The sequence below is a fragment of the Glutamicibacter sp. JL.03c genome (assembly GCF_025854375.1).
Classification (GTDB): Bacteria; Actinomycetota; Actinomycetes; order Actinomycetales; family Micrococcaceae; genus Glutamicibacter.
In genome coordinates, this window is sequence record NZ_CP107575.1 from 369,003 (window position 1) to 382,327 (window position 13,325).

General features: G+C 62.3%; 12 protein-coding genes. 4 read left to right on the forward strand and 8 right to left on the reverse strand.

Features of this window, described 5'->3' with window-relative positions; all coding sequences use genetic code 11:
• Window positions 1–170: 170 nt before the first annotated feature.
• Window positions 171–803 carry a GerMN domain-containing protein gene (locus tag OF385_RS01725; protein ID WP_264276700.1) on the forward strand — a complete coding sequence of 211 codons (633 nt, stop codon included), beginning with the start codon at window positions 171–173 and terminating at the stop codon, window positions 801–803.
• A 68-nt stretch (window positions 804–871) separates the two neighbouring features.
• On the opposite strand, the gene purL is transcribed toward OF385_RS01725, so the two are convergent.
• From purL to purS, 3 genes are read right to left on the reverse strand one after another with little or no spacing between them, the layout of a single operon-like run.
• A complete protein-coding gene (gene purL / locus OF385_RS01730; RefSeq protein ID WP_264276701.1) occupies window positions 872–3,187 on the reverse strand; it encodes a phosphoribosylformylglycinamidine synthase subunit PurL in 2,316 nt (771 codons plus the stop codon).
• Window positions 3,184–3,936 carry a phosphoribosylformylglycinamidine synthase subunit PurQ gene (gene purQ, locus OF385_RS01735; RefSeq protein WP_264276702.1) on the reverse strand — a complete coding sequence of 251 codons (753 nt, stop codon included), beginning with the start codon at window positions 3,934–3,936 and terminating at the stop codon, window positions 3,184–3,186. Before purQ ends, purL begins: the two co-directional genes overlap by 4 nt.
• Window positions 3,936–4,187, reverse strand: a complete 252-nt coding sequence (gene purS, locus OF385_RS01740) for a phosphoribosylformylglycinamidine synthase subunit PurS (RefSeq protein ID WP_038991933.1) — start codon at window positions 4,185–4,187, stop codon at window positions 3,936–3,938. Before purS ends, purQ begins: the two co-directional genes overlap by 1 nt.
• Window positions 4,188–4,408: 221 nt before the next feature.
• Here purS and OF385_RS01745 point away from each other — a divergent pair, with 221 nt between their 5' ends.
• Window positions 4,409–4,819, forward strand: coding sequence for a YchJ family protein (locus tag OF385_RS01745; protein ID WP_264276703.1), 411 nt, complete (start codon window positions 4,409–4,411; stop codon window positions 4,817–4,819).
• A 3-nt stretch (window positions 4,820–4,822) separates the two neighbouring features.
• Here the strand turns inward: OF385_RS01745 and OF385_RS01750 are convergent, their stop codons facing one another.
• Window positions 4,823–5,821 (reverse strand): ankyrin repeat domain-containing protein, encoded by a 999-nt coding sequence (locus tag OF385_RS01750; protein WP_264276704.1) that lies wholly within the window; start codon window positions 5,819–5,821, stop codon window positions 4,823–4,825.
• A 179-nt stretch (window positions 5,822–6,000) separates the two neighbouring features.
• On the opposite strand from OF385_RS01750, the gene OF385_RS01755 reads away from it, so the two are divergent.
• A complete protein-coding gene (locus OF385_RS01755) occupies window positions 6,001–7,131 on the forward strand; it encodes a methyltransferase domain-containing protein (RefSeq protein WP_264276705.1) in 1,131 nt (376 codons plus the stop codon).
• On the opposite strand, the gene OF385_RS01760 is transcribed toward OF385_RS01755, so the two are convergent.
• The 3 genes from OF385_RS01760 to OF385_RS01770 are packed head-to-tail and all read right to left on the reverse strand — an operon-like array spanning window position 7,128 to window position 10,116.
• Entirely contained in the window at window positions 7,128–8,705 is a 1,578-nt protein-coding gene (locus OF385_RS01760) for a cation:proton antiporter (protein ID WP_264276706.1), read from the reverse strand. The two genes, OF385_RS01755 and OF385_RS01760, sit on opposite strands and share 4 nt — an antisense overlap.
• Before the next feature lie 50 nt (window positions 8,706–8,755).
• Window positions 8,756–9,184 carry a hypothetical protein gene (locus OF385_RS01765; RefSeq protein WP_264276707.1) on the reverse strand — a complete coding sequence of 143 codons (429 nt, stop codon included), beginning with the start codon at window positions 9,182–9,184 and terminating at the stop codon, window positions 8,756–8,758.
• A gap of 38 nt (window positions 9,185–9,222) precedes the next feature.
• Entirely contained in the window at window positions 9,223–10,116 is an 894-nt protein-coding gene (locus OF385_RS01770; protein ID WP_264276708.1) for a 3-methyladenine DNA glycosylase, read from the reverse strand.
• Window positions 10,117–10,333: 217 nt separating this feature from the next.
• Here OF385_RS01770 and OF385_RS01775 point away from each other — a divergent pair, with 217 nt between their 5' ends.
• Window positions 10,334–11,689: a TIGR01777 family oxidoreductase gene (locus OF385_RS01775; RefSeq protein WP_264276709.1), complete on the forward strand. Its 1,356-nt coding sequence runs from the start codon at window positions 10,334–10,336 to the stop codon at window positions 11,687–11,689.
• A gap of 133 nt (window positions 11,690–11,822) precedes the next feature.
• Here OF385_RS01775 and OF385_RS01780 read toward each other — a convergent pair whose 3' ends face one another.
• The gene (locus tag OF385_RS01780) at window positions 11,823–13,247 is read right to left on the reverse strand and encodes a CitMHS family transporter (protein ID WP_264276710.1); all 1,425 of its coding nucleotides are present in this window, start codon (window positions 13,245–13,247) and stop codon (window positions 11,823–11,825) included.
• Between the last annotated feature and the right edge of the window lie 78 nt (window positions 13,248–13,325).

Below are 13,325 nucleotides of genomic sequence, written 5' to 3' on the forward strand. Positions count from 1 at the left end.
AATTATATCGGATGTTATTGACGTGTCAATTAATTCTGGGTGGCGTACCTCGGCGGTCGCCGCTGATATCGCAAAAGATGTTGAACTGCAACGGATTTTTGCTGGATTGGGCTTGCCAAGCAGGCCTACGGTAGAAAAACCCGGTGTACGGGAATCATAAGGAGGGCATTATGCGCGCTCAGCAATCCTCTGCGGTGCAGATGGCGCTTGTTCTTGGGGTGCTGCTGTCAATCGCCGGCTGCAGTTCAAGCCCTGGCGGCGAAGCGTCAGAAAGCCCGGCCTCTCCAACGGCAGGCGAATATTCGGCTCCTGCGCAAAGCACGCAACCGGCGACAGGTTCTGCCGCAGCAAGCATGCCAGCGAGTTCTGCGGCAACTGGAAGCTCAGCGGACCCGATGACAGGTGCTTTGACCCTGTTCTACGTTGCCGTAGGCGATGAGGGGAAATCCGGCCCGAAGATCGGCTGCGGCGATTCGCTGGTCGCAACTGAAGCCGGGCCCGCGGAATTCACCAACCAGATCGAAGCCTCGATGATCGCCCTCCTTGACGATGATGAACAGGAACTAGGAGGTTCCGGACTACGCAATGCCTTGGCCAGTTCCGACCTCGACTATGTTTCATCAACGGTGAAAGGCGATTCGGTGAGCGTTGAGTTGAGCGGAACCCTGAGCTCCGGTGGCATCTGCGACGATCCTCGCATGATCGGGCAACTCGAATACACCGCAATGACCGCCGCTGGTACCGACCAGGCCCAGATCCTGGTCAACGGCGAAAAGCTTGAGGAAGTGCTCAGCGCCAAATAGCCCTGCTGGAACAAAAAACGGCGGTTCTCCTCAATGAGGAGAACCGCCATTCAGGCGTGGGCCAAGGCCTAGCCGAAGTACTTCTTCATGGTGCCTTCGTTAGCCTCGCGAAGTTCATCCACCGAGACGGTGAATTCGCCCTGGACTTCCAAGGAGCCGGACTGCGCATCAACGATGCCCAAACGGGCCACGGTCACGCCGCGGGCGCCGGTCATGTCGTTGAAGCGAACCTCTTCGCTGCGCGGAACAGCAACCACGGCACGAGCCTGGGTCTCGGAGAACAAGGCGGTGAAGGAATCGATGCCGTCACGGTCCCTGATCTCATCCAGCGCCACGCGAGCGCCCACGCCGAAGCGCAGGACCATCTCGGACAGGGCGGCCGCCAGGCCGCCTTCGGACAGGTCGTGAGCTGCATCGATCATGCCATCGCGGCTGGCGTTGATCAGGATCGCGCCCAGTTCCTTCTCCGCTGCGAGATCGACAACCGGCGGTACACCGCCGAGGTGGCCGCGCAGGTTGGCGAACTCCGAGCCGTCCAGCTCGTCCTTGGTGGTGCCGATCAGGTAGATCGCCTGGCCGTCGGCCTCTTCGCGCCAGCCCGAAGGGGTGCGGCGAGCGACGTCATCGAACTTGCCCAAGGTGGCAACCACTGGGGTCGGGTGGATCGGCTTGTCGCCGGTCTGGTTGTACAGCGAGACGTTTCCGCCGGTGACCGGAACGCCCAGCTCCATGCAGGCGTCGGACAAACCGCGGATGCCCTCGGCCAGCTGCCACATGACATCAGGGTTCTCCGGGGAACCGTAGTTCAGGCAGTCCGAGACAGCCGCAGGGATCGCACCGGAGGTGGCGACGTTGCGGTAGGACTCGGCCAGCGCCAGCTGGGCGCCGGCGTACGGATCCAGGAAGGTGTAGCGGCCGTTGGCATCGGTAGCGATGGCAACACCCAAACCGGTGGACTCATCGATGCGCACCACGCCGGAATCATCCGGGGCAGCCAGTGCGGTGTTGCCGCCGACGTAGCGGTCGTACTGGTTGGTGATCCAGGACTTGTCGCACATATTCGGGCTGGCGATCAGTTCCAGCACGGCGGCCTTCAGCTCATCGCCGGTCGCTGGCAGGTTCTTGCCGGCTTCCGAGGACTTGAAGGTGTCAGCCTGCAGGGCATCCTGCCATTCGGGGCGGGCGTACGGGCGGTCGTAGACCGGGCCGTCGTGGGCGACGGTCTTCGGGTCAACGTCCACGATGACTTCGCCATCCCAGGTGATGATCAAACGGTCGGTGTCGGTGACCTCGCCCAGCCAGGAGTACTCCACGTTCCACTTGGCCATGACAGCCTCGAACGCCTCGATGTTCTCCGGGGTGACTACGGCCATCATGCGTTCCTGGGACTCCGACATCAGGATTTCGCCCGGGGTCAAGGTGGAGTCGCGCAGCAGCACGTTGGTCAGCTCGACCTGCATGCCGCCTTCGCCGTTGGACGCCAGTTCCGAGGTGGCGCAGGAGATGCCTGCGGCGCCCAGGTCCTGGATGCCCTCGACCAGCGAGGCCTTGAACAGTTCCAGGCAGCACTCGATGAGCACCTTCTCGGCAAACGGGTCGCCGACCTGCACGGCAGGGCGCTTGGAAGGCTTGGTGTCGTCGAAGGACTCCGAAGCGAGCACCGAGGCGCCGCCGATGCCATCGCCACCGGTGCGCGCGCCGAAGAGCACGACCTTGTTGCCCACGCCCGAGGCGTTAGCCAGGCGCAGGTCCTCGTGGCGCAGCGCGCCGACAGCAAGAGCGTTAACCAGCGGGTTGCCCTGGTAGATCGGGTCGAAGACGGTTTCGCCGCCGATGTTCGGCAGGCCCAGCGAGTTGCCGTAGCCGCCGATGCCCGAGACCACGCCGTGCACAACGCGCTGCGAGTCCTCGTGGTCGATTGCGCCAAAGCGCAGCGGATCCATCACGGCGATCGGGCGGGCGCCCATGGAGATGATGTCACGCACGATGCCGCCGATGCCGGTAGCGGCACCCTGGTATGGCTCAACGTAGGAAGGCGAGTTGTGCGACTCGATCTTGAAGGTCACGGCCCAGCCGTCGCCCAGGTCGGTGACACCGGCGTTTTCGCCCATGCCGACCATCAGGTCCTTCTTCATCTCATCGGTGACCTTCGCGCCGAACTGGCGCAGGTGGTTCTTGGTGGACTTGTACGAGCAGTGCTCGGACCACATCACCGAGTACATGGCCAATTCGGCAGCGGTCGGACGACGGCCAAGGATCTTCACGATCTCGGCGAACTCGTTGTCCTTCAGGCCCAGCTCTGCCCAAGGCAGCTCTACATCCGGGGTGCCGGCGGCGTTGTCGACGGTGTCGATGTTGAATTCTTTGGTGGCTTCCTGGCTCACTTTTTTCCTCCGACAAGGTGGGTCAGAACACTGGTGAAGAAACTCAGGCCGTCGGTGCCGCGGGCATCGGGGCCGAAGCCGACCTCGATGGCATGCTCCGGGTGAGGCATGAGGCCCACCACGTTGCCAGCCTTGTTGCTCACGCCAGCGATCGAACGGCGCGAACCATTCGGGTTCCAGCCCACGTAGGAGAACGCAATGCGGTTCTCGGCTTCGAGCTCATCCAGGGTCTTTTCATCGGCCACGTACTGGCCGTCCTGGTTCTTGAGCACGATGGTGATTTCCTGGCCAGCCTCGAACCCATTGGTCCATGCGGTCTGGTTGTTCTCCACGCGCAGCAGCTGATCGCGGCAGATGAACTTCAGGTGGTCGTTCTTGATCATCGAACCGGGCAGCAGGTGCGACTCGGTGAGGATCTGGAAGCCATTGCAAATTCCCAGCACCGGCAGCTTGGCCTCGGAGTTCGCGGCGTCGGCGATCTTCGACATCATCGGCGCGAAGCGGGAGATCGCTCCGGCACGCAGGTAGTCGCCGTAGGAGAAGCCGCCGGGGATCACCACGGCGTCAACATCCTGCAGGTCGGTGTCGGCGTGCCACAGGGACACGGCCTCGGCGCCGGCGGCGCGCACGGCACGGGCGGCATCACGGTCATCGAGGGTGCCCGGGAAGGTCACCACGCCGATGCGCGCTCCTGACAATTCATTTGTTGGCGTTGAGTAATCGCCAATCAGGGGGAGTTCGGTGCTCATTAGTCTTCGACTACCTCGACGTTGACGACATCTTCGATCACCGGGTTGGAAAGCAGGGTTTCTGCCGCCTCGCGAGCCTGGGCGAGGATTTCTTCGGTCACCTCGCCGTCCACGGAAAGTTCAAAGCGCTTGCCCTGGCGGACAGCTTCGAAGGAGGTGAAGCCTAGGCGGGGAAGTGCTCCCGCGATGGCCTTGCCCTGAGGGTCAAGGATTTCTGGCTTGAGCATGACATCTACAACGATGCGGGGCATCCGGCATATCTCCTGTTGGCGAGGTTAAGTTAAATGCCACACGGAGATGCCGTCTCACACCAGGGGGATTTGGCGCTCCGCGAGCTTGCCCTAACAGTCTACCCGTGAATGTGATAGGCCAGACGTGCCTGTGTGCCATAGCACCAGATATCGCTGGTTATAAGTCATGTGATCTTTGGCTCACGGGCACTTGAATGATCCGCAACGCGTATCCTGAAAGCGTGAAAAACTCTGGTCAAACACCGTGTTACTGCCGGGAACTGGACTCCGTGAAGCTGGCCTACCAGCAGTGCTGCCAGCCCTTTCATGACGGGCGCGCAGACCGCTCGGCGCTGCCGGAAACCGCAGAGCAGCTGATGCGTTCGCGCTACAGCGCCTTTGTGCTGGGCTTGGCACCCTACCTGCTGGCTACCTGGCATGAAAGCACCAGGCCCAAAGAGCTGGAACTGGACCCGCAGATGCGCTGGATGGGGCTGGAAATCATCACGACGCGCAGCGGTGGCGCGGAAGCGAATCGCGGGGTGGTGGAGTTCGCGGCGCATTACCTCGAAGGGCCGGGTGAAGCGCAGCAGCACGAGGTCAGCACCTTCGTGCGGGAAAACGGGGCCTGGTACTACCTGGACGCCCTCTAGGCCTTAGCGGTTGTTCGCGGCTTGAACCAGCATATTGAGCATTTGCGTCTGCTGGCGGTCGCGGGCCATCTTGAAGGCATCGGCGCCGGTGCGGTCCTTGAGCCGCGGGTCCGCGCCGTTGGTGATGAGCATCTGCGCGATGTTCACCGAGCTGTTGGTGCCCTGGCCCAGGACGATCGTTTCATGCAGGGCGGTCCAGCCCAGGTCATTGACGTGGTCGATTTTGATATCGGTGCGCAACAAGATGCGCACGGCAGCAACCTGCCCGTTCTCGCTGGCTACCGTCAGCGCGCTGCCGCCCATGCGGTTCAGTTCGTGGACGTTGGCACCATTCTTGATAAAGGCATTCAAGGCCCCGGTCAATCCGTTGGCGCTGGCCCGCAGGAACGGGGACTCCTGGTATTCATCTTTGGCGTTGGGGTCAGCTCCGGCATCCAGCAACGCCTTGGCGATCTGTTCATTCTTGAGGATCACCGCGCGCATCAGCGGGGTTCGTCCGGCATCATCCTGGACGCTGAGATCAGCGTCGGACTTCAGGGACTTCTTGACGTCCTTGAGATTGCCTGATTCGATCGCGGCAAAGAGCTTGCGGGATGCCGCCGGCAGCGCCGGGGCAGCCGGAGCCACGGCCTTCAGCGATGCGCCGGAGGCGGCCCCGGAGGCTAGCGGGGAGAGCGTGGACGCTGACGTCGTAGCACTCGGAGGGCTGCTGGGGCTGTCGCTCGTCGCCGCGGTGCTGCTCTGGACCGGGGAAGAGGCAACGGGGGCCGAAGACTGGACCGTAGGCGTTGGAAGAGTTGATGCTTGGGTTGCAGGCGCTTTTTGAGCGGCAGTAGCGGAAGCCTTGGGCGTAGGGCTTGCCGCAGGGCTGCTGCTCGGAGCTTCAAGGGCTTGGGGTGAGGAAGCCGCGCAACCAGTGCAGGCGCCGATGACGGCGGCCAACGGAAGCGCAATTAACGCGATGCCACGACGGTGCGTGGTGAGCCCGGTTCGAAGTGCCATCTGTCCTTTCGCGGTTTCAACACCCGATCCCCATGGCAATAAAAGCTGACAAGGGATATTGCTTGGAACTTTTGATTTCACATGTGAGCTTATCTGTTCAAGCTGAAAATTTGCGGTCAATCAGCGCCAAAAGTTCTTGGCGTTCGGGTCCAGAGAACTTCGCTAAAATCGTAGACACCATGGAATGCCTCTACTTTTCTGCCTCCCGCTGCCGTTCGTGCACGCAAATGACGGTTCCCTATGCCCGACAGCTGCAAGCAAAAGTTGAGGATTGCCAGCACCAGCTCTCCGGCTTTGGCTCGCTGAAATTCCTTCCGGCGCAAGCCAGCAACGAACAGGGCTTCCGCAATAAAGCCAAGATGGTGATCTCCGGGACCACCGGGGAGCCAACCATCGGCATCCTTGACGCCGACGGGCACGGGGTGGATCTGCGCAATTGCGGCGTCATCGCTCCCGCGCTGCGCTCGCTGTTCCCGGTGATCGAACACTTCATCAAAGAGCTGAAGCTCATTCCCTACAACGTGCCGAAGCGCAAGGGCGAACTCAAGCATGTGATCCTCACCCTGTCCGATACCGGAGCGGTGATGGTGCGCTGGGTGCTGCGCACCAAAAAGCATTTTGTCGCGCTGCGCGACTCGCTGCCGCAATTCCTTGAGCAGCTGCCCCGCCACAGCGTGGTCTCGGTGAATTTCCTGCCTGAGCACAAGGCGGTGCTGGAGGGCGAGGAAGAGATCATCCTGACTCGCCGCAGCACCTTGGAATTCGGGCTCAACGGCGTGCCGATGCACCTGCGCCCTCAGGGGTTCTTCCAGACCAATACGGAGATCGCCGCCGCGCTCTACCGCCAGGCGCGCCAATGGATTGACGATGTGAATCCGGAGAGCGTCTGGGATCTCTACAGCGGAGTGGGCGGCTTTGCCTTGCACTGCGCCGGAGAAGACCGCACTGTATACGGGATCGAAACGAGCACCGAAGCCGTGGCTGCCGCGAAGACCAGCGCCGATTCGCTGGGCCTGGCAGACGCGCACTTTGTTGCCCAGGACGCCACCGAATTCGCATTGAACGCAGGCTGGGCTCCGGATGCGGTGATCGTGAATCCACCGCGGCGCGGAATCTCCGCCGAGCTATCGAAGTGGCTGAATGATTCGGATATCCAGCACGTCATCTACTCCAGCTGCAACGCCACATCCCTGGCCCGCGATCTTGAACGCCTCGGGAACTACACCCCGCAGCTGGCCCGTGTCATGGATATGTTCCCGCAGACCGACCACTACGAGGTCATCGTGAAACTGGAGCGCAACGTCGCCTAGCGGTCGAGGGTCGCGGTGCGCCGGTCCAGCCGGACAACGATCTCATCGACCAGATGCGGGTCGACATTCGGTTCACGTCGAGCCTTGAGCAGCTCGTCGCGGGCCGCTTCCAGGGCGATAGCCTGGATGGAATCGGCCTTGGCGATAACCGCACGGATCTGGGTGTATTTTTCATCGGAAATCGCATCGTGCGGATCCGGATCCTTGGCCAGGATCGAATGCAGGGAATTCATGCGCCGGCGCACTGCCTGCTGGTAATTCTCCGGAAGTTCCTGCAGCTCCACATTCTTGCGCAACGCGTTCATGGCCACCGCTTCGGCGCGGCGGGCCAGCGCGCGACGAGCGCGCTTGGTGTCCTGCTCGTTGTTGCGCAGTTTCAGCACGCGCATCAAGGACGGCAGGGTCAGGCCCGGCACCACCAAGGTGCACAGCAGCACCGAGCAGGCGGCCACCACCACGAAATTGCGTTCCTCGATCACCGTCCCGTCGGCGGTGGCATGCGGCAGCGCCAGGGCCAGTGCCAAGGTCGCCAATCCGCGCATGCCGCACCAGGTCAGCACGAGTGCGTCCTTGCGGGCCGGAATCTTCGCCTTGCGGCGATTCGGCAGGTAGTAGGTTCCCAGCATCCACAGGGCACGTACCGCGATGACCACGAAGCAGATCGCCGCGATGCCAGGGATGTAGCCAATCAGGTTGCTTCCTTCCTCCTGGATCACCTGATTCATTTCGATCCCCATCAGGCCAAAAGCCAGCCCGGTCGCCAGCAGTTCCAGGACCTCCCAGAAGGCCTGGCGGGTCAGGCGCTCCGCGGAGTCCTGGGGGCGATCCCGGCGCACCATTTCCAGGGCGGTGACCACGACAGCAATCACCCCGGAGACATGGGCTTCCTCGGCGATCATGTAGACCGCGTAGGGGGCCACCAGCGTGGCGGCGCAACGGGCGGCGAGGTTGGGAACAAAGCGGTTCAGGGCACCGATAACCCAACCCATGGCCAAACCCAGGACCACGGCGCCAGCGGCACCGATCAGGAACTGCGGGATGATCTCCAGTCCGACTTCGGAATTATTGACGGTCGCCTGGACCGCCAGCTGGAAGATCACGATGGCCATGGCGTCGTTGAACAGGCCTTCGGTTTCCAGCAGCGATGTCAAGCGGCGTGGCATGTTCACCTTGGTGGCGATGGCATCAACAGCCACCGGGTCAGGCGGCGCGACGATGGCTCCAAGGGCCAGTGCCAAGGGGATGGAAACGATGGGCGAGAAGGCCAGCGCGGTGGCGGCAACCGTGCCGGCGGTCACCACGATGAGAACTACCGCAAGCCGGATCAGCGCCTTCCATCTGAATCGGAAGACCGACCAGCTGCTTCGCTGCGCGGTGGCAAAGAGCAACGGCGGCAGGAAGATCGGCAGGATCAATTCTGGCTCGATATGCATTTCGGGCATGAACGGGAGGAAGCCCGCCAGCGTCGCGAAAATGAGCATCAGGATGGGATAGGGCAACTTAATGCGTTCACCGATGCCAACGATCAGAATAGTGGCGAACAATAATCCGATGACCAGCAGGAAAAAATCCATAGTCTTCTAATAGTAGTTGATTTACCCAACTAAATTGATCATTGGCTGCTTTAGAGGCCGGAGTCCAGCAGCAATTCTGCCTGCTCCCACTGGCTGATCAGGCAACCGTTGGAACGCGAGAACTCGCTTTGAATTGGCTCTCCCGCGAGCAGCCCCGACACCTCGGCACGTTGCGGCCCACCGTAGATCTCGGTGCATGCCGCGGCGGGATCCAGCGACGGTGTCACTATTGCCGGTTGCTGGTTCAATGCTGCGCAAGCTTGGTCGGCGGAGGGCAAGGTGCTCGCCTCCAGAGCCTGGTCTCCGGAGCATTCCAAGGTATGCTGCGCGGAAACCTTGCTGCCATCAGCCTTGATGGTGATCGTCAGTGATGTCTGAGCGGTCCCGGCAGGCGGCGACGCACAGGACGACAGCGCTGCGGCCAGCGATACGACAGCACCGCACACTAACCCGCGACGCGTACTGTGATAGATGCCCATGTGGCCATTGTGCACCGCTTCACGGCCGACGGCTAGGGCTATTCAGCGCACGGCAGGTCGTTGGCAACAGCCAGCAGGCGAAGCCGAAGTTCATCGGCGCGCGTGGCAAATTCCTTCTGCAAGCGGACATATTCAGCCTTGCCAGCAGGGGTTTCAATGCGAATTGGCTGATGTCCCCAGTCGCCGAGATCATAGGGCGAGGCCCGCATGTCCATCGTTCGGATATCCCAAGCGAGTTCGAAGCATTCCATCACCAAGTCGCTGGGAACAGCGGGTGAGAGCTTGTACGCCCATTTGTAGAGGTCCATGTTGGCATGCAGGCACGCAGGCTGTTCCATATCCGGTTGCGTTTCGCGGGTCGGGTGCAGCTCATTGAGGTCCACGGCCTGCGGCGTGTAGAAGCGGAAGGCGTCAAAGTGGGTGCAACGGATTCTCTCCGACTCCACCACGGCGTCGGTGCCTCCAGCCCCCAGCCGCAGGGGAAGATATTCATGGCGGATGCCGTTGACTTCGGATTTGTAGGCCATGGCCCATTCGTGCAGTCCGAAGCAGGCGAAATTTCCCTGACGCTGCGCCGTTCTGGAAAGGATGATGCGCGCAAACTCGATGGCGCGTGCCCGGGCCTGGGCGAAGGCCTGGACATCGAGTTCGTATCCCGGGCCCTGCACGGTTTCTACTTGCCGGTAGAACTTCCAGCCGGTCCGCTCCTGGGCGGCCTCTCCGGTGAGCACGATATCAGCCCCGGGGTGCCAGCGATACAGCTGTCCCGGTTTCTGCGTGTAATAGGTGAAGAGGAAATCCTCAATCGGATGCCTGCGCCCCTGCATGCGCCGTTCGACGAAGGGATCCCCGAAGGCACGCGCCCGGGCCTCATGGTCTGTGGCCAGCGGCATCCACTGGGAGGCGTCCAGAACGGTGGCGGTATCGGGCATACTCTTCATTATTCAATTCATCAGCTCCGCAGGCTACTTTGGTACGCCAACTCACATCGATCCGGAGCCTGGCGCCGCAAGCTTATGCACGTTCCAGGGGCCGGAGCGGAATCGGAAGCGACATGTGATGACGCCGATGCATCAATGACGCTGTGAGTTTCCCCAGTAGGAAAAGCGCTGCCGGAATGGAAAAAGGTTCACGATCTATCATGAGCCCATGATGATTGAACGCTCCAGTGTACTGCAGGCCAGTTCCCCGTCAGTCTTCCAATGGTTCTCCCGGCCGGGAGCCATCCACCGGCTGCTTCCGCCGTGGCTGCCGGTGACGGTGATTGAGCAGGCAGCTTCGCTTCGGGACGGAACTGCTGTGCTGGGATTCCCGGGCGCTTTGCGCTGGAGGGCCCGGCACCAGGGGTCCGAATTTGCCCAGGATCGCAAGTTTGTCGACCGCCTTGAACCCGAAGGGTTGCGTGGCCTGCCGTTCAAGGCGGTGCGATGGAGGCATGAGCATCTGTTCGAGGCCGGTGCCAGCGGCGAAACAACTCTCCGAGACCGCGTCGAATCGAACCTGCCCAAAACGCAGATTCGTTCGATGCTCGATTATCGGCACCGTCAGTTGGCCGCGGATTTCGCAGCGCATCAGCGCGCCGCGCACGCGGGCCTGCAGCCGCAAGTGATCGCGGTGACTGGTTCCAGCGGACTGGTGGGTACGGCGCTGTGCGCGTTCCTGTCCACCGGCGGTCACCGGGTGATCAAGTTGGTGCGCCACGCACCGACGGCCGCTGACGAGCGGTTCTGGGACCCGGATCATCCGGCGCAGGGATTGCTTGAAGGGTGCGACGCGGTGATCCATCTGGCGGGAGCCAGCATTTTCGGCCGCTTCACGCCGGAGCATCGCCAAGCGGTGCTCCGAAGCCGCGTGGAACCAACCCGGGCCTTGGCCCAGCTGGCAGCGCACTCGGGGGTTTCCACTTTTGTCAGCGCTTCGGCCATTGGAATTTACGGGACGTCTACTGGGCCCGATGCCCTGGACGAATCCGCGGCCGAGGGCACGGTTCCTGCAGATTTCCTGGCCGAGGTGGTCCAGCAATGGGAACGCGCCGCAGGAGCAGGGGGTGCGGGCCTGCGCACCGTGTGCATCAGAACGGGGGTGGTGCTCAGCCCGCGAGGAGGCATGCTCGCTGTGTTGCGGCCGCTGTTCACCGCTGGCCTGGGCGGAAAGCTGGGCAGCGGGAGCCAGCGGTTCTCGTGGATCGGGCTTGATGATTTGGTCGATATTTACCATCGCGCCCTGTGGGATGCGAAGCTATCGGGGCCGGTTAATGCCGTGGCCCCCTATGCGGTGGACAATGCTGAATTCACCAAGGTGCTGGCTGAGACGCTCAAGCGCCCGGCAATTATTCCAGTGCCGGCGGCGGCTCCGAAAGTCCTGCTCGGATCCGAGGGGGCGCGCTTGCTTGCGCTGGCGGACCAGTGGATTTCACCTCGCAAGCTGCTGGACGCAGGCCACAACTTCCGCAATGAGCGCATCGAGGCCGAGCTGGCCCACAGCTTTGGAACCGCCAAGGTCTAGTCCGCGCGTAGAAGGTGCTGCCGGAGGGCTGGCGGCCGGCACCGCCCTGGTTAACGCAGAACTCCGCACCGTGCTGCCGCAATGCGGCAGCCAGTGCGGAGGTCTGGCGAGGGCCAAAGGCCAGGTCCTGGGGCTATCCCATGTGGATCGCGCCCAGCAGTACGCCCGAGGCCAGCATGACCAGGGATACCACCAGAGCACGCCACAGCACCTTCTTGTGGTGATCGCCCAGATCCACACGGGAGAGCGAGACCAGCAGCAAGATGGCCGGAACGAGCGGAGACTGCATGTGCACCGGCTGGCCGGTGATCGAAGCACGGGCCATGTCCACGGCGGGCACCCCGAAGTGCGCGCCGGCCTCGGTGAGCACTGGGAGGATGCCGAAGTAGAAGGCGTCATTGCTCATCAGGAAGGTGGCCGGGATGGAGATCAAGCCGGTGATCACTGCCATGAACGGGCCAAGCGAGTCAGGGATGATGGCGACCAGCCACTGGCTCATCGCATCAACCATGCCGGTGCCCGAGAGCACGCCGGTCAGCACGGCCGCGCCGAGAACCATGGACACCACGGCGATGATTTCGCTGGAGTGGCCTGCGATCATCTTCACCTGGTCGGAGACCTTCGGGAAGTTCACGACCAGGGCAATGGCGGTACCGACCATGAAGAGGTAGGACAGCGGCAGAACATCGAGAACCAGCAGCACCATGATGGCTACGGTGAGGACCAGGTTGAAGTAGAACGTCTTTGGACGCAGGGTTTCGCGGTTCGGATCCAGCACGGTGCCATCCATGGTGGCGGCCTCGGTGCCGTCGCCCTTGCGAGCCACAGCTTCCAGCACGGCCAGGTTGCCGCCCTTTGGCGAAGCGCCAGCTGGAGAGGTGCCGCCGGTGGGGGAGGTGATGTTGCCACCGCCCATTTCGGTGCCCCACAGCTCCGGGCGCTCACGCTGCAGTCGGCGGCGTTCGGAAACACCCAGCTGCCATGCGAACAGGCCGATGACGACCAGTGCGATGCCCAGCGAAGGGAGCATTGGAACGAAGACGTCCGCGGCATCAACGTGCAGCGCCGCAGCGGCGCGAGCGGTCGGACCGCCCCAGGGAACGATGTTCAGCGTGCCGTTGGTCAAGCCGGCCACGCAGGTCAGCACCACTGGGCTCATGCCCAGGCGCTGGTAGATCGGCAGCAGGGCTGCGGTGACCACGATGAAGGTGGTGGAGCCGTCGCCATCCAGGGAGATGACCGCGGTGAGCAGCGAGGTTCCCAGCACGACCTTCGCCGGGTCGTTGCCGACCAGTTTCTGGATTCCGGCAACCAGGCGGTCGAAGAGCCCGACATCGATCATGATGCCGAAGTACATGATGGCGAACATCAGCAGGGCTGCTGTGCCGGACATGTCCTTGATGGCGTCCATGATCATGTCGCCCAGTCCGAAGCCTGCGCCGGTGAACAGCCCGAAGATGGTTGGGACGAGAATCAATGCCAGAAGTGGCGTCATGCGTTTGGTCATGATCAGCGCCATAAAGGTAGCGACCATGAGGAATCCGAGTGCAACTAGCATTGCCCCGACCTCCATTTCGGTGAGTGTACGTCGTTGTGTCACCCAAGTACTCCAGGGCACTCATTCAAGGTACGTGGC

Bases quoted from the DNA above. Each gene is read 5' to 3' on its own strand.
- OF385_RS01725 (WP_264276700.1), top strand. From the start codon at position 171: ATGCGCGCTCAGCAATCCTCTGCGGTGCAGATGGCGCTTGTTCTTGGG.
- purQ (WP_264276702.1), bottom strand. From the start codon at position 3,936: ATGAGCACCGAACTCCCCCTGATTGGCGATTACTCAACGCCAACAAAT.
- purS (WP_038991933.1), bottom strand. From the start codon at position 4,187: ATGCCCCGCATCGTTGTAGATGTCATGCTCAAGCCAGAAATCCTTGAC.
- OF385_RS01750 (WP_264276704.1), bottom strand. From the start codon at position 5,821: ATGGCACTTCGAACCGGGCTCACCACGCACCGTCGTGGCATCGCGTTA.
- OF385_RS01755 (WP_264276705.1), top strand. From the start codon at position 6,001: ATGGAATGCCTCTACTTTTCTGCCTCCCGCTGCCGTTCGTGCACGCAA.
- OF385_RS01760 (WP_264276706.1), bottom strand. From the start codon at position 8,705: ATGGATTTTTTCCTGCTGGTCATCGGATTATTGTTCGCCACTATTCTG.
- OF385_RS01765 (WP_264276707.1), bottom strand. From the start codon at position 9,184: ATGGGCATCTATCACAGTACGCGTCGCGGGTTAGTGTGCGGTGCTGTC.
- OF385_RS01770 (WP_264276708.1), bottom strand. From the start codon at position 10,116: ATGCCCGATACCGCCACCGTTCTGGACGCCTCCCAGTGGATGCCGCTG.
- OF385_RS01775 (WP_264276709.1), top strand. From the start codon at position 10,334: ATGATGATTGAACGCTCCAGTGTACTGCAGGCCAGTTCCCCGTCAGTC.
- OF385_RS01780 (WP_264276710.1), bottom strand. From the start codon at position 13,247: ATGCTAGTTGCACTCGGATTCCTCATGGTCGCTACCTTTATGGCGCTG.